Below are 21246 nucleotides of genomic sequence, written 5' to 3' on the forward strand. Positions count from 1 at the left end.
CTAATCATATGGTCGGATATTCATATTGCTAGTTAAAAATGAAAGGTGGGCTTTATATGTTGGATTTTACCTGGGAATTATTTAGTGAAACAGGTAATGTGGACACCTATTTGCTTTTTAAGGAGATAGAAGTCGAAAGACAGGAAAGACCCTTGGTATTGAAAGATGAGCTAGCAGAAATTGATTTTCCTGTTTCATAGGTTAGTCTTGGCGAACATGGGTGGTGTCTTGGTATGCTCCAAAAATGTGAGGGCATTGTCATAAGGCGAACTGCATATGGAGAAAATAACAAAATCATTACTATATATACCCGAGAGCTAGGAAAAATTGGTGTTATGGCTAGAGGAGCCAGTAAACCTAATAGCAGGCTTGCTGCCGTCACACAGCTTTTTTGCTCCGGGTATTTCCTTGTAACCACTTCAACCGGACTCGGAAGTCTTCAGCAAGGCGAAATGGTCGATTCACTCCGTTACATACGGGAGGATCTTTTTGCGACTGCTTATGCTTCTTATATTGTTGAGTTGCTTGATAAAAGCGTCGATGATAAAAAACCGAATCCATATTTGTATGAATTGCTTTTGCAAACCTTGCATTACATAAACGAAGAATATGACGCAGAGGTTTTGAAATTCATTTTTGAAATGAAGATGCTGCCCGTCAATGGGATTAACCCAGTGCTGAATCAATGTGCTGTTTGTGGCGAAACGGAAGGGGAATTCGCCTTCTCGCTTCGGGAAGCGGGCTTTATTTGTCATCGCTGTCTCGGGAAGGATCCCTATCATTTTAAAATTTCACCTGCAGCCGTCAAATTGCTGAGGATATTTTATTATTTCGATTTATCAAGGCTAGGAAACATTTCCGTCAAGCCTGAAACGAAAAAGGAAATCCAAAAAATAATAGATGCTTATTATGAGGAATATTCCGGTCTCCATTTGAAATCAAAAAAGTTCCTAAAACAGATTGATACGATGAAAGATATGTTTTAAGATCTACCCTATTGACATTCCATGCTAGTTTGTATAAAATTCTAATCATCAAAATAAGAAGATTGCGTTGATGGAAAAGAGTATCTGTCATTCTCCATAAAAAGCGAACCCGGGACGGTGGAAGCCGGGATATGGATTTACAGGGAAGGGCGTTTCCGGAGCATGTTGCTTTGAAAAGAGGCCGTTTTATAAACGGCAATTAGGGTGGAACCGCGGGTATACTCTCGTCCCTATGCATTTCGCATAGGGACGGGAGTTTTTTGTTTGCCTGTTAAAGGATTCCGATCCTTAATTTTTAAAGAGCCGTTTAAATAACCTGGAGGTGTACGATGAATATTCAAAATATGATTTTAACGTTACAAAAGCATTGGTCTGAACAAGGCTGCATATTAATGAATGCTTATGATGTAGAAAAAGGGGCAGGAACGATGAGCCCATACACATTCCTGAGAGCCATTGGACCTGAGCCTTGGAGTGTTGCTTACGTGGAGCCATCCCGCCGTCCGGCTGACGGTCGTTATGGCGAGAACCCTAATCGACTGTATCAGCATCATCAGTTCCAAGTGATCATGAAGCCGTCGCCTGACAATATCCAAGATTTATATTTGGATTCATTGCGCGCTTTAGGGATTAATCCGCTAGAGCATGATATTCGTTTTGTGGAGGACAATTGGGAAAACCCATCACTAGGGTGTGCTGGTCTCGGTTGGGAAGTATGGCTTGATGGAATGGAAATCACGCAATTTACATATTTCCAACAAGTGGGCGGCCTTGAATGTAAGCCGGTTTCCGTGGAGATTACATACGGGATCGAACGTCTCGCCTCTTACATTCAAGATAAGGAAAACGTATTTGACCTGGAATGGACAGAAGGATTCACGGTCCGGGATATATTTGGACAGCCGGAATACGAACATTCAAAATATACGTTTGAAACATCCGACCTAGATATGCTGTTTCAACTTTTCACGATGTATGAAAAGGAAGCGCATCGCCAAATGGAAGAAGGGCTTGTGCATCCTGCCTATGATTATGTTTTGAAATGTTCACATACGTTTAACCTTTTGGATGCCAAAGGTGCCATCTCGGTGACGGAAAGAACGGGATATATTGCCCGCTGCCGTAACCTAGCGCGTAAGGTCGCTAAAACCTTCTATGAAGAGCGGGAAAAATTAGGCTTCCCGATTCTGAAAGTGAAAGGGGAGAATACAAATGAGCAAGCGTGATTTGTTATTGGAAATTGGATTGGAAGAGCTGCCAGCACGTTTTGTGACAGCATCCATGAAACAGCTGTCAGATAAAGTGCAGAAATGGCTAATGGAAAAAGCGATTGAATTCGGAGAAGTTGAAGCGTTTTCCACACCAAGACGTTTGGCCATATTGGTGAAAGACGTGGAAGAATCACAAAAGGATATTGAAGAAGAAGCAAAAGGACCGGCTAAGAAAATAGCTTTGGACAGCGAAGGCAATTGGTCTAAAGCCGCATTGGGATTTGTCAGGGGCCAAGGCATGACTTCAGAGGATATTTATTTTAAAGAACTCAAGGGTGTGGAATATGCCCATGTGAATAAATTCATAAAAGGACAGCCGACTGTACAGCTGTTATCTGAGCTTGCTGAAATCATCAGCGGCATGACGTTCCCGAAAAACATGCGTTGGGCCAATCAAGAGCTCCGCTTCGTCCGTCCGATTAAATGGCTGATTGCCTTATTCGGAAATGAAGTGGTGCCATTTAGCATCGCTGGTGTCGAGACGGCCCGTGAAACAAAGGGACATCGTTTCTTGGGCGATAGCGCAATCATCGAGCAGCCGGCACGGTACGAAGAAACGTTAAAAGAACAATTTGTAATGGCGGATCCGGATAAACGCAGACAAGTTATTCTAGATCAGATTAAAGGGCTAGAGCAGGAAAAGGGCTGGATCATCCCAGTCGATGAAGAACTGCTTGAAGAAGTCAATAATTTGGTGGAGTATCCAACGGTGTTATTTGGACACTTCGAAGAAGAATTCCTTGAGCTTCCTCCAGAGGTCCTGATCACTTCAATGAAGGAGCACCAACGTTATTTCCCTGTCAAAGATCAGGACGGCAAGCTACTTGCTTTCTTTGTAACCGTGCGTAATGGTGATGATCGCCATTTGGATAAGGTTTCTAAAGGAAATGAAAAAGTATTGCGTGCACGCCTATCGGATGCAGCATTCTTCTATAAAGAAGATCAGAAAAAAGAGATTTCAGCTGCTTTGAAAAAGCTGGACAGCATCGTTTATCATGAAGAAATTGGTACATTGGCCGAGAAAACTGCCAGAGTAACTGCAGTTACCGGAGTCCTTGCGGATGCCTTGAATTTAAAGGCGGAAAAAGAAATGGCCCTTCGTGCAGCGGAAATTGCCAAGTTCGATTTGGTGAGCCATATGGTTTATGAATTCCCTGAATTGCAAGGGTATATGGGTGAGAAATATGCACTCCTAAAAGGAGAAACCAAGGAAGTGGCCGCAGCTATCAATGAACACTATATGCCGAGGCATGCGGATGACAATGTTCCGCCTTCTGTCATTGGAGCGGTTGTTAGTTTAGCTGAAAAAATTGATACTTTGTCTTCATTCTTCGCTATTGGCGTCATTCCGACAGGTTCCCAGGATCCATACGCACTAAGAAGGCAGGCGAGCGGTGTCGTCCAAATTCTAGCGGAGAAGAAATGGAATATCTCTTTAGAGGAGCTTATTGTTATAGGTCTTAAAGGTCTAGAATCAAAAGGTATCTTAAAACGTGATCTTGAGGATGTTAAATCTGATATGTTCACATTCTTTAAAGCGCGTGTCAAACACCTGCTGCAAGAACAGCAAATCCGTTACGATTTGATTGACGCAGTTCTGGTCAATGAGATCGGTTATATCCACTCCATCGTGGAACGTGCACACGTCTTGGATGCGAAAAAAGACGAAGCAGGATTTAAAGAAAGTCTGGAAGCTTTAAGCCGCGTCATGAACATTGCCGTGAAATGTGACAATAAAGTGACAGTCGATCCAACTTTCTTTGAAAATGATCAAGAAAAAGCGCTATACGAAAAATATCAAAATATAGCAATTCGTTATACTGAATCTAAAGATGAGAATGAGCGGTTTGAACAGCTTGTTTCGCTCCAATCGGAAATAGAATCATATTTCGAGAATACAATGGTCATGGCAGACGATGAAGCAATCCGCAGTAACCGTTTATCTCTTATGAAGGAAATCAGTGATTTGGTTGCAGGTTTTGCTGCCATGAATAAAATCATCCTTACATAATTGAAAGGGTGTATGGAAATCGGAAACACTTTAAACAAGGGTTTCCGATTTCTATAAAAAGATAAATGGTCAATAAATAGGACAAACATGCCCTTATTAAATAATTTAGTATATAATTATTAAATGAATGACTTTTGTTACTTTACTCTGCGAAAGCAGTGGGGTGGTGATTATAATCCAACTGAATAAGCGTCAGGAACAGATTTTACAAATTGTAAAAGAAAACGGACCGATTACTGGAGAGCATATTGCCGATAGATTGAACCTTACTAGGGCGACTCTTCGTCCAGATCTAGCCATATTGACGATGGCAGGTTTTCTTGATGCCAGGCCGCGGGTCGGGTATTTCTATACAGGCAGGTCAGGAACACAGCTTTTGACCGACAGCCTTAACCATCTTTATGTACGAGACTACCAATCGATCCCGGTCGTTGTTGACGAGGGCATTTCCGTATATGATGCGATCGTCATGATGTTTTTAGAAGATGTCGGGACAATGTTCGTTGTCGATAAGCATGCATTGCTTGTTGGTGTCTTATCAAGGAAAGACTTGTTGCGTGCGAGTATTGGGAAACAAGAGCTTAACTCCATTCCAGTCAATATCATCATGACTAGGATGCCCAATATTACAATGTGTTCAAAAGAAGACCTTTTGATTGATGTTGCCAAAAAATTGATTGATAAGCAAATCGACTCATTACCGGTCGTCAAAGACACAGAAAAAGGCTATGAAGTAATTGGAAGAATTACAAAAACCAATATTACGAAAGCATTCGTAGCTTTGGCTGATGAAGGCTATTAGGGGGCTTGCAAAAGGAATGACGGAGAATATGAACGGTTCTATTATATATGTTGTATCGGATTCAGTAGGGGAAACAGCGGAATTGGTTACAAAAGCAGCTGCAAGCCAGTTCTCGGGATCTGCTTTTTCCATAAAGCGAATTCCGTACATTGAAGATGAACAAAACGTGGATGAAGTGATTTCACTGGCTAAATTAGATGGGGCGATCATTGCTTATACCCTTGTGAAGCCAGCTATTAGAGCGTATATGAAAGCACAGGTCGAAAAAGAAAACCTGTCTGCTTATGACATTTTAGGGCCGCTTATGGACATCCTTCAGGAAAGGGCACCAAAAGGGCCTCTTAATGAACCTGGTCTTGTAAGAAAGCTGGATGATGATTATTTCAAGCGTGTGGAAGCCATTGAATTTGCAGTGAAATATGATGATGGACGTGATCCCCGAGGCATTTTACGTGCTGATATCGTCCTTGTAGGTGTTTCACGCACTTCAAAAACACCGTTATCACAGTATTTAGCCCACAAACGCTATAAAGTGGCGAATGTACCTTTAGTGCCTGAGGTGGAACCCCCAGAAGAGCTGTTTTTGGTGCCGCCTGAAAAATGCATTGGTTTAAAGATCAGTCCGGAAAAGCTGAACCATATTCGCAAAGAACGATTAAAGTCACTCGGGCTCAATGATCATGCGATTTACGCAAATGTGGAGCGAATAAAAGAAGAATTGACATACTTTGATAAAATCATATCAAGGCTGAACTGTCCAATTATTGATGTAACCAATAAAGCTGTTGAAGAAACAGCCAATTTGATCATCAATATCCTTCAAAACAAAAATCGTTGATCCATATAATCAAGGCAAACCAAAATGTGAGCTTGACACTTTAAGTGTCAGCTCACATTTTAATGCCAAGGTCAATAAAGGGAATATCAAGAATGAATTGAAAATAAATACATATAATTCCTCTTCTTTTCCAAATGCAAATTCATTGATTTGCATGAAAATAAAATCGGAATTTAAATGTTGGCATCTTCTAATCAAATAGACTATAATAAAAAATTGTGAGAAAAAAGTAATCTTAAGGTTTAGACTTAATTAATAAGGAATAAACTAAAGGTTAATGAGATGTCAAGGTTTTTATCATAAAAATAATTCGACATGTTCCGTATAATTCAAAATGGGTGGGCCTTATTCAAGGGAAAAGTGGCGCTTTCACTTAAGAAGGCTGGTATTCCTTGAAGAATAAATGTTGGCTTCTTTAGAGGGAACTCTATGAACCAATGCTGAAAATTCACTATATCTTCATAAAGTTTAGGGGAGAAAAAGGATTATGCAGAAAGATGTAGAATTAGAAGGTATGAATAATAAACCTACCATACACGTCGATGCCGATGCATGCCCGGTGAAAGACGAGATCCTTCATTGTGCAGGATTGCACGATGTTGAAGTCTGTTTTGTTGCATCATATAAAAATATGATGAATAACCCTGAAGGTAAATGGGTATATGTCGATGCAGACAAAGAAGCGGCAGATCTTTATATAGTAAACTCAGTAAAAAAGGGTGATATTGTCGTTACTGCAGATATTGGTTTGGCTGGGACCTTGCTTCCTAAAAGCGTTTATGTTCTTTCGCCTAGGGGAAAAGAATACACCGAAGAGAATATTTTCATGCTATTGGATATGCGTTATCAGTCGGCGAAACTCCGCAGGCAGGGTAAACATACGAAAGGGCCGAAAGCATTCACAAAGGAAGACCGTACATGTTTTACAAATAAACTTTTGAAAACTTTGTCGAACTTTGCAGGGAATTAGGAAACAGTATCGAATTAGAAACTATCACCAGTATTGCAAGGTGGAAAAATGATAAATGGCCGTATAGAAGATGAAAAAATTAACCAAATTCGCGAAGCTGTTGACATTGTTGATTTAATTGGTGAGTATGTCCAGCTGAAGAAGCAAGGGCGCAATTATTTTGGCCTTTGTCCTTTTCATGGTGAAAACTCGCCCTCGTTTTCCGTTTCAGCGGAAAAGCAAATCTTTCACTGTTTTGGTTGTGGGGCAGGCGGGAATATTTTTACCTTCTTAATGGATATAGAAGGCTACAACTTTGTGGAGTCTGCAAAAGTTTTAGCTGAAAAAGGAAATGTTCCTTTGGATGTTGAAATTAATAAGGATTCCAAGCGTTCTAACATGCCTGCAGGCTCTCAGCAAATGGTTGAAGCCCATGACCTGCTGCGAAAGTTTTATCATCATCTCCTCGTTAACACGAAGGAGGGCCAGGATGCTCTCGAATATTTACTTAAACGAGGGTTCACTGAAGAGACGATAGAAAAGTTCCAAATTGGCTACTCTTTGGATTCATGGGACTTCGTATCCAAGTTTCTTTTAAAACGTGGGTTTCCAGCAGAATACATGGAGCAGGCAGGGCTTATTATTTACAGGGAAAAAGACGAGTCATATTTTGACCGTTTCAGAAATAGAGTCATGTTTCCAATTATGGATCATCAAGGAAATACGATTGCGTTTTCAGGGAGAGCGATGGGGGACGATGAGCCCAAATATTTGAATAGTCCTGAAACGCCAATCTTTAATAAAAGTAAAACTTTATATAATTTCCATCATGCAAGACCGCACATACGAAAGAAAGAACAAGTAGTCATTTTTGAAGGCTTTGCCGATTGTATTTCAGCTGTTCGTGCAGGTGTAGAAAATTCAGTCGCTACAATGGGGACTGCCCTGACGGAACAGCATATCCAGCTTTTAAAAAGAAATACTGACCAGATACTTATTTGCTACGATTCGGACTCTGCGGGATTGAACGCAGCCAATCGTGCAGTTAATATGCTACAGGACCATGACTTTTCCGTGAAAGTCGCTCACATGCCTGATAACTTGGACCCCGATGACTACATAAAGGAATTCGGTGAAAAAAGCTTTGTTTCTGAAGTAATAGGGGACAGTTTAACCTACATGGCATTCAAAATGCATTATTTGCGTCGAGGGAAAAATGTAAATAATGAAGGAGATCGAATTCAATATATCGAAGAAGTCCTTAAAGAAATTTCGCGATTGCCCAATGCAGTGGAGAGGGATCATTATCTCCGGCAGTTATCCTCTGAATTTTCCCTATCATTGGATGCGCTGGAACAGCAGCAGCGACAGGTGTTCTTTACGGAACGCAAGAAGGGGGCACTGCCGCAGCCTGCAGCCCAAAAGAAAATGGCCCTGCAATATGAGCATAAGTTAAAGCCTGCTCATCATAATGCTGAAACGAAGTTGATTGCCCATATGCTAAAAAGCAGGGATATGACTTTTAAAATTCAGCAGCTGCTTGGGCAAACGGTCTTTCATGTAGACGAACATCAGGCAATCATCACCTATTTATATGCGTTCTATGAAGATGGACACGAACCGGATACAAGCTTTTTCCTTACTTATTTACCGGATCCAAACTTGAGAAGGATCGTTTCGGAAATAGAAATGATGTCAGTGAATGAGGAAGTTACCGATAAAGAACTGACCGATTGTATAAATCAAGTGTTGAAATATGAAAAGTTGTTAAAGATAAAAGAAAAACAAGTTGAAGAAAAAGATGCAGTTAGACGGAGTGATTATGTCGCTGCTGCACAAATTGCCATGGAAATCATTAAATTGCGTAAAATGTTGTAGTCGTTTAGGTGTAAGTCCTGGAAGGAGGGGAACTAATGGCTGAAAAACCAGCACGTTCCAAACAAGTTGATAATGAATTTAGCCTTGAACAGGTTAAAGAAAAATTAATAGAGCTAGGTAAAAAACGAGGCTCTTTGACTTTAGAAAAAATCGCTGAAATGATTGGCGGTTTTGAGTTAGATTCCGATCAAATGGATGAGTTCTATGAGGTGTTAGCAGAAAACGGCGTCGAGATACTCACGGATGGTGAGGAAGACGAAGATGAAGATGATCCTGATGAGAAGAAACTTGCAAAAGAAGAGGAGTTTGACTTAAATGATTTAAGTGTTCCTCCTGGCGTTAAAATTAATGATCCAGTCCGTATGTACTTAAAGGAAATCGGACGGGTCGACCTTTTATCGGCAGAAGAGGAAATTTCTCTGGCGACGCGAATTGAGGATGGAGATGAAGAAGCGAAACGCCGATTGGCTGAAGCTAACCTTCGTCTTGTTGTCAGTATTGCCAAGCGCTATGTCGGACGCGGCATGCTTTTCCTTGATTTGATTCAGGAAGGTAATATGGGACTTATCAAAGCAGTAGAAAAATTTGATTACCGCAAGGGATTCAAATTCAGTACGTATGCAACATGGTGGATTCGCCAAGCCATAACCCGTGCCATTGCCGACCAAGCAAGAACGATCCGGATACCGGTGCATATGGTTGAAACCATCAATAAATTGATCCGTGTCCAACGACAGCTTCTTCAGGATTTAGGGCGTGAACCTTCTCCGGAAGAGATTGCAGAAGATATGGACTTAACTCCTGAAAAAGTACGTGAAATCTTGAAAATAGCTCAGGAGCCGGTTTCCCTGGAAACGCCAATAGGTGAAGAAGACGATTCCCATTTAGGTGATTTCATTGAAGATCAGGATGCTACTTCCCCATCAGAACATGCAGCATATGAACTTTTGAAAGAACAGCTTGAAGACGTATTGGATACACTTACTGACCGTGAGGAGAACGTCTTGAGACTCCGCTTTGGACTTGATGATGGACGCACTCGGACACTTGAAGAGGTAGGTAAGGTGTTTGGGGTCACCCGCGAGCGTATCCGTCAAATCGAAGCGAAGGCGTTACGAAAACTGAGACATCCAAGCCGCAGCAAACGCTTGAAAGATTTCTTGGAATAAAATATATTTTGCCCTTTACAGAGCCCTCTTTGAATGCCCAGCGTTCGGGAGCGGCTTTTTTTTTTGAAATTGGATGTAAAAAATTCCTTGTAAGAACAAAATTTAACCAGTTATCTATATAATGGAGATGGGTTTAACTCGATAACTGAGTTTCCACAACCTAAAAGAGCGGCAAAAAGCTGTTAAAAAGAAATGACCGGCATGAGGATGTGAAATTCATGGATGAGATGAGAAAGAAAATCATCATTCAAGAAATAAACTCCTGGAAGGAAAGTCGTATGCTTCCGGAGCAATATTGTGATTACCTGCTTGCATTATACTGTCAAGGCGAACTACCGCCTGCAAATTTGAATAAAACCTGGAGTGATAAGAAAGACATTCTTTCAGGACTGTTGATTGGAGCCCTTTTTGCATTTATTGTATTTTTGAATTATTTTACTGAAATACCCATAAGAATGCAAATGCTTGTGACAACAATTTCTATCATTGCCTTTGGACTGGCGGTCCGCCGCTTTATCGGCAGGAAAATAATTTTTCAGATGGCGTTGATGGGGCTGGCGTTATCACTGCTTTTATTAACAATCAGTTTGGCAGAATTCATGGCACCCGGCAAAGCGAGTATCCTTTATGTTTTCTTGTTCATAAATTGCGGACTCTGGATTTTAATGGGCAAAAAACTGAAGCTGCTCCATTTCTCCATAGCGAGAAGCCTAGGGGCTATAGTCATTGCTTACTTTTTAATAATATAATTCAAAGACATTTTACCGGTTTTAAATGGTGAATTTAGGGTATTATGAAATATATGTAAGAAGAAATGAAAATGTTTGGAAATATACATAAGTTTTTGACAATTTTAAGAAATTATATAATATCTTCTATTTTTGGGCTTTTACTTGAAACTCTTTTCAAGTAAAATAATATATAGTTGTTTGTATATAATATTAAATATGGTAAGTTTAGGTTCTACATAGGGGAGGAAATACTATGCGCAATCCAGTAATGCCTTTTATTATTATCATGGTTTTTGGTATTGGACTTATGTTTTTACTTTCGTTTAAAGGTTTGGGTGATGCCAAAGATCTTGCTAAGGAAAAAAAGGGCGGCGAAAAGACAGAAGAAAAAGAAAGTGCGTCTGCATCACCTGAGGACATCTATAAGCAAAACTGTATCTCTTGTCATGGTAACGCCTATCAAGGCGGCGTCGGACCTGCTCTAAAAGGAGTTGGCGATCGCCTGTCGGTTGACGAGGTTAAAAACGTGATCACTAATGGACGGGGTGCAATGCCATCAGGTTTAGTCGAAGAACAGAACATTGATGCCATGGCCAAATATATTCATGGACTGAAGTAATTCATGAAACTGACTCAGGAGATCGTTTGAAGGCGACCTTTTTGGGTCAGTTTTTATTTTATTCCGAAAAAGGAAGGTTCCCTTTATCCAGTGATGGAGAGGGCCCTATTTCTCCTTCCTGTAATTTTTCGATTGAACTTGTTATAATTTAATGGGAAACTAATTAAATGTAAGACATTATTTGAATTAAGAGAGTTGATAAATATGAATCATGAAAAACTATCGATGAGATTAGAACGTGTTGCCATACATATACCAAAAGGAAGCATCCTTGCAGATATAGGTTCCGACCATGCATACTTACCGTGCTATGCGGTGAGTAACGGCCTGTGTGACAGCGCTATAGCAGGTGAGGTAGTAGAAGGGCCTTATCAGTCAGCCCGCAAGCAAGTGGCTATAACGGGACTTGGAGACAAGATAGAGGTCCGTAAAGGAAACGGGCTTGAAGTATTGAATCCCGATGAAGCGACATGCATTACGATTGCAGGCATGGGAGGGACTTTAATATCAAGTATATTGGAAAGCGGAAAAGGGAAACTCGGCAAGGCGGAAAGGCTTATCCTTCAGCCTAATGTCGGTGCAGCGAATGTTCGCAGTTGGCTAATCGATAACGGCTGGGAACTTAGCGGAGAGGAAATCCTTGAGGAAGATGGGAAAATTTATGAAATCTTGATTGCTGAAAAAGGGGAACCGCTTCGCCCTTATCATGTAAACAGGCAAACAGGTCTCATATTCGGACCATATTTAAGAGAGCAATTCAGTGACATTTTCATAAAAAAATGGCAGCTTGAGAAAAAACATTTGGAAAGAATCATCGAACAATTGGATGAAAGCGGACGAAGCGGACTTGAAACCAAGCGCAATGAATTAATATCCCAAATTTCCGTAATTGAGGAGGTGCTTAAAGGTTGAAGATCGTAAATGGTCACAAAATCATTGAAATGTTTGAACAATTCTCCCCAAAGCAATATGCAATGGAGGGAGATCCAATCGGTTTGCATGTCGGACAGCTCAATAAGCCGGTTACCAAAGTGATGATTGCCCTTGATGTGCTGGAAGAGGTTGTAGACGAAGCGATAGAACATGGGGTGGAATTGATCATCGCCCACCATCCGCTTATTTACCGGCCATTGAAAAAGATCGATACAAACGCAGCTGGAGGCCGCATCATCGAAAAGCTGATCAAACATGATATCGCTGTTTATGCTGCACATACCAATTTGGATGTCGCTAAGGGCGGAGTGAATGATTTACTTGCCGAAGCGCTACAATTGCAGGATACAGAGGTATTGATTCCAACTTACGAGACAGCTCTAAAGAAATTGGTCGTATATGTTCCAAAGACCGACGAACAAAAGGTGAGGGAAGCCTTAGGTAAGGCAGGGGCCGGATCAATTGGGAATTACAGCCAGTGTTCGTTTTCGGTGGAAGGTACAGGACGCTTCGTGCCAGGTGAAGGCAGTGAACCGGAAATTGGCTCCCAAGGAAAGCTTGAAGCAGTAGCTGAAATGAGGGTTGAAACGATATTCCCGGAAAGTATCGAGAAGAAAGTGCTTTCTGCAATGATTAAAGCCCACCCATATGAGGAAGTTGCGTACGATATTTATAAACTGGAAAATGAAGGGGAGTCACTTGGATTAGGAAAGATAGGCGTGCTTGCTGAAGAAATGACACTTGAACAATTTTCCGAACATGTGAAGCAGACCCTTGATGTTGAAAAGGTGCGCGTCGTTGGAGATTTGCAAAACCCGATAAAAAAAGTGGCCGTGTTGGGCGGAGACGGCAATAAATACTTTACGACTGCTAAATTCAAGGGTGCGGATGTATATGTTACAGGTGATATGTATTACCATACAGCCCATGACGCTATGATGATTGGTTTGAACATTGTGGACCCAGGCCACAATGTTGAAAAGGTGATGAAAAAAGGCGTTGCACGAATCCTTGAAGAAATGTGTCACGAAAAGAACTACGATGTGGAATTCATTCCATCTCGGGTGAATACAGACCCTTTCCGATTCATTTAAAAGACGAAAAAAGGCAGCCGACTCGGCTGCCTTTTTTGTGCATAATCATTTTTTCACTTTAATCTTAGGTAAAATTTTATGCAATGGCGTTTTCTTTTCGGTATTCCAGGTCGTTTCATCATTTGCTTCATATTGCTCTAGAAATGCTATAACTTCCTTTGTGATCGGAGTGGGTGTAGATGCCCCGGAAGTGACGGCAACCGTTTCTGCATCTTTTAGCCATTCAAGGTTCAGCTCGGAAATGTCAGCGATTCGATAAGCTGTCGTGCTGGCAATTTCCTCGGATACTTGTGCAAGGCGGTTTGAATTATTACTCTTGGGATCACCGACGACAATTAAAACATCAGCTTCGCCAGCCTGCTTGGCAACCGCTTCTTGGCGTACCTGTGTCGCTAAACAAATTTCCTTATGGACTTCGGCATGTGGGAATTTTTCCTTAACCTTATCCATGATATCCAAAACATCCCATTGGCTCATCGTTGTTTGATTTGTCACAATGATCTTATCACTATTCAATGTCAAGGCTTCGACGTCTTCATCCTTTTGAACGAGGTGAACGACATCGGGAGCAACTCCGACTGCACCCTCCGGTTCCGGATGGCCTTTCTTGCCAATATAAATAATTTGATAGCCTTCCGCTTCTTTTTCCCGTATTAAGTCATGGGTTGCGGTAACATCGGGACAGGTTGCATCTAGCGTGACAAGCCCTTTTTTCTCAGCAATCTTCCTAATCTCAGGGGAAACGCCGTGAGCAGTAAAGATGACGGTTCCGCTGTCGACCTTTTCGATGATATCGTGACGGTTGCTGCCGTCCAACGTGATGATGCCTTCTTCCTCAAACGCATCCGTTACATGTTTGTTATGCACAATCATTCCCAAAATGTAAATGGGGCGTGGCAAGGTTTTATCTAAAGCCGCATTTCGGGCGATGACCATGGCATCGACAACGCCATAACAATAGCCGCGCGGGGAAATTTTAATCACTTTCATCTATGTGTCCTCCTCAAGGCAAAAAACTCTCACTTTTATACCTTTCTATTATATAAGACCATAGATGATATTACAAAACATCCTATTTGCATAAAGCCAGTTCCTGAAAAAATTTTAAAAACGTTAAATATAAAGCTTGGGACCTGATGTCCTTTCCTTTTTGGTTTTGGTACGAACCTGGGAAATGGGTTTATCTTCTTTATCTTCTTTAGCTTTTGCTTTTTCCTTCGAATCCGTTTTTACCTCATTATTTTTTTGTGCCTCAACATTAGTCACGCTTTCAACTGGCGCTTTCTTGTCCTCGGTTTCACCGGCTGATGATATGTTCCGGAAAACTTTCCACACGGAAGGCAAGTTTTTAATTACGGGTCCATATTGTTCCACCATAGGGGTGAATTGTTCGGCTGCCTGCAACACCTTTTGCGTGTTGTTGAGCATATTGTTCAGGGAATCGGGGTTTTTTAGTGTTTCTAAGATACCGCCGCCTCCGCTGCTTCTTGAAGAACTTTTGTTAGTGGGAGCAGCTGGTGCAAACAAGTTGGGAGAAGCAGTTCTTTGTTTCGACTTACCGAGTATCTTTGACAATAGCCCTTCCTTCTTTGCTGGCGGCATTTCCTGCCGATGCGGTGTGGTGAAAGGACCCCGGAAACCTTGAGGCCCCTGCGGTCTGTTTTGTGCCATCGGCCGCCGCATCTGCTGATAAGGGTTGGGGATTTGCGGTGTTTGCCTGAATGGTATTGGCGGCTGTTGCATCCTTCGACCATTTGGTGGCTGAAAACCGGGTCCGGGTTGACGATTTCTGTCTGGGAACATAGGTTTCACCTCCTCTGATATTATATGCTGGTGTATTCTTCTATATAAATTATGCAGCTCGACAAAAAAGGTTTGAGGAAAGAGTGACTGGGCTGTTGTGAAGTGACCGGAAAGAAGGTAAGATGGTAACGGTAGTCTTTTAGCTCCATGTCTGCGGGGGATACGCTATGACCAGGACAGGGGCTTTTCATTTGCAAGAGTCCATTTTAAGAGAACTAGCCTCAGCGCTTGCGCTTTTTATGAAATCCAGCTTCAGCGCCTAGCTCGCTGTGAAAAAGAGGATTGCCCTCACAAGGCAAGAAAGCGCCTTATGGGACAATCCCTATTTTCTTCACGAGCTACCCAGGCGCTTGCGCTTTTTATGAAATCCAGCTTCAGCGCCTAGCTCGCTGTGAAAAAGAGGATTGCCCTCACAAGGCAAAAAGCGCCTTATGGGACAATCCCTATTTTCTTCACGAGCTACCCAGGCGCTTGCGCTTTTTATGAAATCCAGCTTCAGAGCCTAGCTCGCTGTGAAAAAGAGGATTGCCCTCACAAGGCAAAAAGCGCCTTATGGGACAATCCCTATTTTCTTCACGAGCTACCCAGGCGCTTGCGCTTTTTATGTAAAATTTATTATAATAACAGGACATGTCTAATGACTGACAGGATAAAGGAGTTTTTTGATGAAACAAAACCAATTTGAACGATTTAATTTGAAAAGCTACATTCTAGATGCAGTTCGTACTTTAGGGTTCGATAAGCCGACGGAAATTCAAGAGCGTGTGCTTCCGTCGCTTTTAAAGGGAAGTAGCTTAATTGGCCAGTCGCAGACAGGTACAGGAAAGACACATTCCTATTTGCTGCCGATTATGAACAGGCTTGATGCTGGTAAAAATGAGGTTCAAGCGATTATTTCCGCACCAACCCGTGAGTTAGCGAACCAAATCTACAAAGAAGCTTTGAAAATTGCTGACCATTTCCCTGAGGATGAGCAGATTCAAGTCCGCTGTTTCATCGGTGGTACTGATAAACAACGAATGATAGATAAATTGAAGACACAGCCACAGTTGGTAATCGGAACGCCAGGCCGGATCAAGGATTTGGTTGAGGCTCAGGCCTTACAAGTGTATACAGCAAAAATGCTTGTAGTCGATGAAGCGGACCTTATGCTAGACATGGGATTCCTTGAAGATGTCGATTTATTTGCATCACGTATGGCTGAAAAAATTCAAATGCTTGTCTTCTCGGCAACCATTCCTGAAAAATTGAAGCCGTTTTTGAATAAATATATGGAGAATCCTAAGTATGTTCAAGTGAATCCGAAGCAGGCGACAGCTGCGAAAATTGAACATGTTCTGGTACCGCTTCGCCACCGTAACAGGGAGCAGTTACTTCATGACATCATTGTTCGTTATAATCCTTATTTGGCGATAGTTTTCACGAACACAAAAAAAATGGCGGATCATGTGGCTAATTCCTTGATTGAAAAAGGGTTGAATGTCGGTCGTATTCATGGGGATTTAACACCTCGTGAGCGTAAAAAAATGATGAAGCAAATCAAAGATTTAGAGTATCAATTCATCGTTGCGACTGATCTGGCTTCCCGTGGAATCGATATTGAAGGTGTAAGCCATATCATAAACTATGAATTGCCATCAGATTTGGATTTTTACATCCATAGGACGGGAAGGACTGCTCGTGCAGGATATTCCGGCATTGCCACTACCATTTATGATACATCCGATGAAGATTCATTGAACCGGCTTGAAAAAATGGGCATCGAATTCCGTGATGCCGATATCCAAAACGGTGATTGGGTTGATATCGACGAACGTAATAAACGGAAAAACCGTAAAAAACAAAAATCTGATATCGATGTTAAAGCGAGCAGGCACGTCAAGAAGCCAACTAAAGTCAAGCCAGGATACAAAAAGAAAATTCAACGCGATGTGGAAAACTTTAAAAAACGCGAACGTCGTATACAGAGAAAGAAATAGGGGAGTAATCAGATGCTGAAGATTGGATCGCATGTTTCAATGAGCGGGAAAAATATGCTTCTTGCTGCGAGTCAAGAAGCGGCTTCATATGGCTCCAACACATTCATGATCTATACGGGGGCCCCTCAAAATACAAGACGTAAAAAAATCGAGGATTTAAATATTGAAGCCGGAAGACTGCATATGGAGGAGAATGGAATAAGCGACATCGTAGTCCATGCCCCATATATCATCAATATAGGAAATACCACGAATCCAGCCACATACGAGCTGGGGGTCAACTTCTTACGCAGTGAAATCGATCGGACCGAAGCGATAGGTGCAAGGCAGATCGTACTTCATCCAGGTGCGCATGTTGGTGCAGGCAGTGAAATGGGAATAAAGAGAATCATCGAAGGTTTGAATGAAGTGCTGACAGCCGACGATAAAGTTCAGATTGCCCTTGAAACGATGGCGGGTAAAGGTACTGAATGTGGCCGGTCTTTCGAGGAGTTAGCGATGATTATTGATGGTGTGACCCATAATGAAAAATTATCGGTATGCTTCGATACTTGCCATACTCACGATGCAGGATATAATATCATTGAGGATTTTGATGGTGTGCTGAATGAATTTGATAAATTGGTCGGTATTGACCGCATCAAGGTCCTTCATATAAACGATAGTAAAAACGAACGCGGCATGCGTAAGGACCGCCATGAAAACATTGGCTTCGGTCATATCGGTTTTAAGGCGTTGAATGATATTGTCCACCATCCGCAATTAAGCACTGTTCCAAAAATCCTGGAAACACCTTATGTAGGGGAAGACAAGAAAGACAAAAAGGCCCCTTATAAATTTGAAATTGATATGTTCAAGAATAATCAATTTGAAGAAGATTTACTGGAAAAAATCGGATCTCAGCAATAATCATAATAGAAAGGGACGATTCATCTTTATTTCGATGAATCGTCCTTTCATTTTACATTTAGTTTAAGGATACTCATTCAAAGTAGGCTTAAAAGGTGGAAGTAAGGTTGTTAAAGAGGGATTCTATTTCCCTGGCTGTGCCTGCTCCGGCAACTTTTGTAATTTGACCCAGTACGTTCTGTCTTTGACGTATATCAAAAATGTTGATTTTTTTACCTGCTAGAAGTGCAGTGATATCCTGTGCTTGTTTTTGGGTGAGTGCAACCCCATGCTGCTTAGCAAGGGAAAGCAGTTCATCAGGGCGAATACTGTTGATTTTATGATTGACCATCATTTCAAATAATTTCAAACGATCTCCTCCTTTGTTAAAACATATGAAGGAAGCAGACGTATGTGAACATGAAAGTTTGTTTGATTTACGGGAATTTGGTTCAGCTAACATTTTTTGATGGTTCAGGGCGGATGGACACTTGTTCAGGGGACCGGATTCTTTACATCTGGACTTCTTTGATTTATACTAACGATTGTTAATCGTAATGATTCTTAAAAAAAAGGTGATCTCTTTGGATAATGTAGTAAACCCCATAATTAAATTAGAAGATATATCTTACAAATATACAAAAGATCTAGTGCTGGAACATGTTTCGCTTGAAATTCCTAGAGGGGCCTTCTTAGCTATCGTTGGGCCGAATGGATCCGGTAAGTCAACCCTTTTGAAATTGCTGCTTGGTCTGTTCAAGCTCCAAAAGGGAAAAATTGAAATATTCGGGGAAGACATAAGGCGCTTTAAAGATTGGCAAAAGGTAGGGTTCGTTTCCCAAAAGGCGAACTCCTTCAACTCAGGATTCCCTGCCACTGTATTTGAAGTGGTTCAAAGCGGTTTGACCAAAAAAATCGGTTTATTCAAGTTTGCAGTCAAAGAGGATAAGCAAAAGGTGAAGAAAGCTTTGGAATCCGTGGATATGCTTGAATATCAGAACCGCAATATCGGAGAATTGTCCGGAGGGCAGCAGCAGAGGGTATTCATTGCCCGTTCACTGGTCAGCGAGCCGGAATTGATGATATTGGATGAGCCCACGGTTGGCGTTGATTCAAAGAACGTCCACCAATTTTATGAAATGCTTGAGATGCTGAATAAAAAATTAGGAATAACACTGATTTTAGTAACCCATGATGTTGGTACTGTGACGGATAAAGTCACACATGTCGCCTGCTTAAATAAAAAACTTCATTTTCACGGGGATGCCTGTGAATATAATGAGTTGAATGAAAGCGAGCTCTCATCCATTTATGGACATGGGGTCCAATTATTAAATCATAATCATTAATATGTTTTGGAGGATAGCCCAATGATATCGGGGATATTGCAATTTGAATTTTTGCAGAACGCATTCTTGACCGGAATCATCATCGGAGCGATTGCGCCATTAGTGGGCGTTTTTGTCGTGGTAAGGCGGATGTCGATGATTTCCGATGCTCTCAGTCATGTAGCGCTTGCTGGTATAGCGTTTAGTTTATTGCTTCAGAAGAGCTTTCTATCTCTAGCAGGATTGAATCCACTTTATATAGGAATGGCGTTTTCTGTAGGTGGTTCATTATTCATTGAAAAATTAAGAGGGGTGTACAAGCATTACCAAGAGCTTGCAATCCCGATCATAATGTCCGGCGGCATGGGTCTTAGTGTCATTTTCATATCCATTGCAAATGGTTTCAATACGGATTTATATGGTTATTTATTCGGCAGTGTCAGCGCCGTCAGCCGGGCTGACTTATATGTCATATTGGCAGTGGGGATAGTCGTTGCATTAATGCTCACCCTATTGTATAAAGAATTATTTCTGTTATCATTTGATGAAGAGCATGCAAAAGCGTCGGGAATACCTTATAAAGCGATTCATTTTATTTTTATTGTCATGGTCGCATTGGTCATTGCCGCTTCCATGAAAATCATTGGCATATTACTGGTTTCTTCGCTCATGACGCTCCCTGTAGCAGCCAGTCTCCGTTTCGCAAAGGGCTTTAAGCAGATGATTGTTTTTTCGGTAATGTTCGGTGAAGTATCCGTCATAGGCGGATTATTTTTATCATACAACCTTGATCTCGCTCCTGGTGGGACCATTGTAATAATAGCTGTGCTAATTCTCATCTTGTCAATTTTGTTTGATAAGTGGAAAAATCGATAGATGGGGTGATGTTTTTTGAACGTAACTACTGCCATGCAATTATTAAAAGATAAAGGTTTTAAACATACAGGAAAGAGGGAAGAAATGCTTCAGCTTTTCTCTTCCAGCGATAAATATTTAACGGCAAAAGATGTATTGGAGAATATGAAAAAAGACTATCCAGGGTTAAGCTTTGATACGATTTACCGGAATCTTTCCTTATTTGTCGAATTAGGCATCTTTGAAGCGACGGAGTTGGAAGGGGAAAAGCATTTTCGATTTACATGCGGCCATTCTTCCCATCATCACCACTTTATCTGTTTGAATTGTGGAAAAACGAAAGAAATCGAATTGTGTCCGATGCAGGAACTTCAGGAAAGCTTGAAGGACTACGATGTTTCAGGACATAAATTTGAAATATACGGACGATGTCCTGCATGCAGTGCATCTTAGAAACATAAAAACCATTGACACTCGGTCAATGGTTTTTCCTGTTTCACTTTATAGTTGCCGGTTGCCCTGACATCCAATTATTCACCCAGACAGAAGCTTCTTGCCAATTGTTGACCCGGATCACCCTTTCAGGCACAGGATCTTGGTTGTAAGGGGTATTAAATAAAATCACGGGTATTTTACACTCTTCCGAAATGGCCACTGCATTATCGTGCTTGTCCTCTAAAAAGAGATCGACTTCAAATTTCTTGGCTGCAGCAACTTTATCGTGTGATCCTACAAGCTCGATATGATCATATAGGACTTCGTTGCTCGTGAACCAATTCTTCGTTATATCCAATAAACGGTTGCTCCGGGCACTGATGAAATATAAGTTAGCCTGTTCTGTCCATTTTTCCAATACATCCTTTGCTCCCTCAGCCAATAAAGATTCGGAATAGATGATTGGCTCGGTTTCAATGAACCATTTAGTGAAATCTTCTTTTGGAACATTAACGAATGGGTATAAGTCATACTCCGTTATGTCTTCATATGCTAAATTCAGCTGAAAAGCATTATTTAAAAAAGGGACCATGGAATCAGGTCTCGTAACAGTTCCATCTATATCGATGCCAAATCGTTTTTTCATGATGAATCTCTCCTCATATTCAATACTTGTA

Annotated in this window: 22 protein-coding genes and 1 other annotated feature; of the genes, 18 read left to right on the forward strand and 4 right to left on the reverse strand. The window is 41.4% G+C overall.

Annotation, left to right across the window (positions count from 1 at the left end; genetic code table 11):
• Nucleotides 1-56: 56 nt before the first annotated feature.
• The 13 genes from ACFX4X_RS03165 (at nucleotide 57) to ACFX4X_RS03225 (ending at nucleotide 13281) form a co-directional block, all read left to right on the forward strand.
• A complete protein-coding gene (locus tag ACFX4X_RS03165) occupies nucleotides 57-200 on the forward strand; it encodes a YqzL family protein (protein ID WP_081108859.1) in 144 nt (47 codons plus the stop codon).
• A 33-nt stretch (nucleotides 201-233) separates the two neighbouring features.
• Entirely contained in the window at nucleotides 234-986 is a 753-nt protein-coding gene (gene recO / locus ACFX4X_RS03170; protein ID WP_061464096.1) for a DNA repair protein RecO, read from the forward strand.
• Between the two features lie 58 nt (nucleotides 987-1044).
• Nucleotides 1045-1221 (forward strand) — a binding site (T-box leader).
• A gap of 94 nt (nucleotides 1222-1315) precedes the next feature.
• Nucleotides 1316-2212, forward strand: coding sequence for a glycine--tRNA ligase subunit alpha (gene glyQ, locus ACFX4X_RS03175; RefSeq protein ID WP_061464095.1), 897 nt, complete (start codon nucleotides 1316-1318; stop codon nucleotides 2210-2212).
• Nucleotides 2199-4268 (forward strand): glycine--tRNA ligase subunit beta, encoded by a 2070-nt coding sequence (glyS, locus tag ACFX4X_RS03180; RefSeq protein WP_377381493.1) that lies wholly within the window; start codon nucleotides 2199-2201, stop codon nucleotides 4266-4268. The genes glyQ and glyS overlap by 14 nt, the downstream gene beginning before the upstream one ends.
• Nucleotides 4269-4395: 127 nt before the next feature.
• Nucleotides 4396-5070: a transcriptional regulator CcpN gene (gene ccpN / locus ACFX4X_RS03185; RefSeq protein ID WP_155727348.1), complete on the forward strand. Its 675-nt coding sequence runs from the start codon at nucleotides 4396-4398 to the stop codon at nucleotides 5068-5070.
• A gap of 16 nt (nucleotides 5071-5086) precedes the next feature.
• A complete protein-coding gene (locus ACFX4X_RS03190; protein WP_230160715.1) occupies nucleotides 5087-5908 on the forward strand; it encodes a pyruvate, water dikinase regulatory protein in 822 nt (273 codons plus the stop codon).
• Between the two features lie 514 nt (nucleotides 5909-6422).
• Entirely contained in the window at nucleotides 6423-6878 is a 456-nt protein-coding gene (locus ACFX4X_RS03195; RefSeq protein ID WP_284472029.1) for a YaiI/YqxD family protein, read from the forward strand.
• A gap of 51 nt (nucleotides 6879-6929) precedes the next feature.
• Nucleotides 6930-8735, forward strand: coding sequence for a DNA primase (dnaG, locus tag ACFX4X_RS03200; RefSeq protein WP_155727533.1), 1806 nt, complete (start codon nucleotides 6930-6932; stop codon nucleotides 8733-8735).
• 35 nt (nucleotides 8736-8770) lie between these two features.
• Nucleotides 8771-9904, forward strand: a complete 1134-nt coding sequence (gene rpoD, locus ACFX4X_RS03205; RefSeq protein WP_284470210.1) for an RNA polymerase sigma factor RpoD — start codon at nucleotides 8771-8773, stop codon at nucleotides 9902-9904.
• A 218-nt stretch (nucleotides 9905-10122) separates the two neighbouring features.
• Entirely contained in the window at nucleotides 10123-10653 is a 531-nt protein-coding gene (locus ACFX4X_RS03210; protein WP_377381496.1) for a hypothetical protein, read from the forward strand.
• A 235-nt stretch (nucleotides 10654-10888) separates the two neighbouring features.
• Nucleotides 10889-11254, forward strand: coding sequence for a cytochrome c550 (gene cccA / locus ACFX4X_RS03215; protein WP_061464090.1), 366 nt, complete (start codon nucleotides 10889-10891; stop codon nucleotides 11252-11254).
• 204 nt (nucleotides 11255-11458) lie between these two features.
• Entirely contained in the window at nucleotides 11459-12166 is a 708-nt protein-coding gene (locus ACFX4X_RS03220) for a tRNA (adenine(22)-N(1))-methyltransferase (protein ID WP_061464089.1), read from the forward strand.
• A complete protein-coding gene (locus ACFX4X_RS03225; protein WP_377381501.1) occupies nucleotides 12163-13281 on the forward strand; it encodes a Nif3-like dinuclear metal center hexameric protein in 1119 nt (372 codons plus the stop codon). Before ACFX4X_RS03220 ends, ACFX4X_RS03225 begins: the two co-directional genes overlap by 4 nt.
• A 45-nt stretch (nucleotides 13282-13326) precedes the next feature.
• Here ACFX4X_RS03225 and ACFX4X_RS03230 read toward each other — a convergent pair whose 3' ends face one another.
• Both ACFX4X_RS03230 and vrrA read right to left on the reverse strand, forming a co-directional pair.
• Nucleotides 13327-14271 carry a 4-hydroxy-3-methylbut-2-enyl diphosphate reductase gene (locus ACFX4X_RS03230; protein ID WP_284470213.1) on the reverse strand — a complete coding sequence of 315 codons (945 nt, stop codon included), beginning with the start codon at nucleotides 14269-14271 and terminating at the stop codon, nucleotides 13327-13329.
• 123 nt (nucleotides 14272-14394) lie between these two features.
• Nucleotides 14395-15084: a VrrA/YqfQ family protein gene (gene vrrA / locus ACFX4X_RS03235; RefSeq protein WP_377381504.1), complete on the reverse strand. Its 690-nt coding sequence runs from the start codon at nucleotides 15082-15084 to the stop codon at nucleotides 14395-14397.
• Nucleotides 15085-15749: 665 nt separating this feature from the next.
• Here vrrA and ACFX4X_RS03240 point away from each other — a divergent pair.
• Nucleotides 15750-17063, forward strand: a complete 1314-nt coding sequence (locus ACFX4X_RS03240) for a DEAD/DEAH box helicase (protein WP_061464085.1) — start codon at nucleotides 15750-15752, stop codon at nucleotides 17061-17063.
• A 12-nt stretch (nucleotides 17064-17075) separates the two neighbouring features.
• Nucleotides 17076-17972 carry a deoxyribonuclease IV gene (locus ACFX4X_RS03245; RefSeq protein ID WP_284470215.1) on the forward strand — a complete coding sequence of 299 codons (897 nt, stop codon included), beginning with the start codon at nucleotides 17076-17078 and terminating at the stop codon, nucleotides 17970-17972.
• 88 nt (nucleotides 17973-18060) lie between these two features.
• Here ACFX4X_RS03245 and ACFX4X_RS03250 read toward each other — a convergent pair whose 3' ends face one another.
• Nucleotides 18061-18321 (reverse strand): DUF2624 family protein, encoded by a 261-nt coding sequence (locus tag ACFX4X_RS03250; protein WP_061464083.1) that lies wholly within the window; start codon nucleotides 18319-18321, stop codon nucleotides 18061-18063.
• Between the two features lie 214 nt (nucleotides 18322-18535).
• Here ACFX4X_RS03250 and ACFX4X_RS03255 point away from each other — a divergent pair, with 214 nt between their 5' ends.
• Genes ACFX4X_RS03255 through ACFX4X_RS03265 form a run of 3 tightly spaced genes read left to right on the forward strand, consistent with a single transcriptional unit; the run spans nucleotide 18536 to nucleotide 20587 of the window.
• Nucleotides 18536-19300 (forward strand): metal ABC transporter ATP-binding protein, encoded by a 765-nt coding sequence (locus ACFX4X_RS03255; RefSeq protein ID WP_250211687.1) that lies wholly within the window; start codon nucleotides 18536-18538, stop codon nucleotides 19298-19300.
• A 21-nt stretch (nucleotides 19301-19321) separates the two neighbouring features.
• Nucleotides 19322-20155: a metal ABC transporter permease gene (locus tag ACFX4X_RS03260; protein WP_377381509.1), complete on the forward strand. Its 834-nt coding sequence runs from the start codon at nucleotides 19322-19324 to the stop codon at nucleotides 20153-20155.
• Between the two features lie 15 nt (nucleotides 20156-20170).
• The gene (locus ACFX4X_RS03265; protein ID WP_061464080.1) at nucleotides 20171-20587 is read left to right on the forward strand and encodes a Fur family transcriptional regulator; all 417 of its coding nucleotides are present in this window, start codon (nucleotides 20171-20173) and stop codon (nucleotides 20585-20587) included.
• A gap of 43 nt (nucleotides 20588-20630) precedes the next feature.
• On the opposite strand, the gene ACFX4X_RS03270 is transcribed toward ACFX4X_RS03265, so the two are convergent.
• Complete coding sequence (locus ACFX4X_RS03270) at nucleotides 20631-21215, reverse strand: 5' nucleotidase, NT5C type (protein WP_089361526.1); 585 nt, start codon at nucleotides 21213-21215, stop codon at nucleotides 20631-20633.
• Nucleotides 21216-21246 lie beyond the last annotated feature (31 nt).

It is taken from the genome of Peribacillus sp. YIM B13481, from assembly GCF_042787985.1.
Classification (GTDB): Bacteria; Bacillota; Bacilli; order Bacillales; family DSM-1321; genus Peribacillus; species Peribacillus simplex_A.

What these genes read in the sequence shown, in the direction of transcription:
- ACFX4X_RS03165 (WP_081108859.1), top strand. Translation starts at nt 57, where the DNA reads ATGTTGGATTTTACCTGGGAATTATTTAGTGAAACAGGTAATGTGGAC.
- recO (WP_061464096.1), top strand. Translation starts at nt 234, where the DNA reads ATGCTCCAAAAATGTGAGGGCATTGTCATAAGGCGAACTGCATATGGA.
- glyQ (WP_061464095.1), top strand. Translation starts at nt 1,316, where the DNA reads ATGAATATTCAAAATATGATTTTAACGTTACAAAAGCATTGGTCTGAA.
- glyS (WP_377381493.1), top strand. Translation starts at nt 2,199, where the DNA reads ATGAGCAAGCGTGATTTGTTATTGGAAATTGGATTGGAAGAGCTGCCA.
- ccpN (WP_155727348.1), top strand. Translation starts at nt 4,396, where the DNA reads ATGACTTTTGTTACTTTACTCTGCGAAAGCAGTGGGGTGGTGATTATA.
- ACFX4X_RS03190 (WP_230160715.1), top strand. Translation starts at nt 5,087, where the DNA reads ATGACGGAGAATATGAACGGTTCTATTATATATGTTGTATCGGATTCA.
- ACFX4X_RS03195 (WP_284472029.1), top strand. Translation starts at nt 6,423, where the DNA reads ATGAATAATAAACCTACCATACACGTCGATGCCGATGCATGCCCGGTG.
- rpoD (WP_284470210.1), top strand. Translation starts at nt 8,771, where the DNA reads ATGGCTGAAAAACCAGCACGTTCCAAACAAGTTGATAATGAATTTAGC.
- ACFX4X_RS03210 (WP_377381496.1), top strand. Translation starts at nt 10,123, where the DNA reads ATGGATGAGATGAGAAAGAAAATCATCATTCAAGAAATAAACTCCTGG.
- cccA (WP_061464090.1), top strand. Translation starts at nt 10,889, where the DNA reads ATGCGCAATCCAGTAATGCCTTTTATTATTATCATGGTTTTTGGTATT.
- ACFX4X_RS03220 (WP_061464089.1), top strand. Translation starts at nt 11,459, where the DNA reads ATGAATCATGAAAAACTATCGATGAGATTAGAACGTGTTGCCATACAT.
- ACFX4X_RS03230 (WP_284470213.1), bottom strand. Translation starts at nt 14,271, where the DNA reads ATGAAAGTGATTAAAATTTCCCCGCGCGGCTATTGTTATGGCGTTGTC.
- vrrA (WP_377381504.1), bottom strand. Translation starts at nt 15,084, where the DNA reads ATGTTCCCAGACAGAAATCGTCAACCCGGACCCGGTTTTCAGCCACCA.
- ACFX4X_RS03240 (WP_061464085.1), top strand. Translation starts at nt 15,750, where the DNA reads ATGAAACAAAACCAATTTGAACGATTTAATTTGAAAAGCTACATTCTA.
- ACFX4X_RS03245 (WP_284470215.1), top strand. Translation starts at nt 17,076, where the DNA reads ATGCTGAAGATTGGATCGCATGTTTCAATGAGCGGGAAAAATATGCTT.
- ACFX4X_RS03260 (WP_377381509.1), top strand. Translation starts at nt 19,322, where the DNA reads ATGATATCGGGGATATTGCAATTTGAATTTTTGCAGAACGCATTCTTG.
- ACFX4X_RS03270 (WP_089361526.1), bottom strand. Translation starts at nt 21,215, where the DNA reads ATGAAAAAACGATTTGGCATCGATATAGATGGAACTGTTACGAGACCT.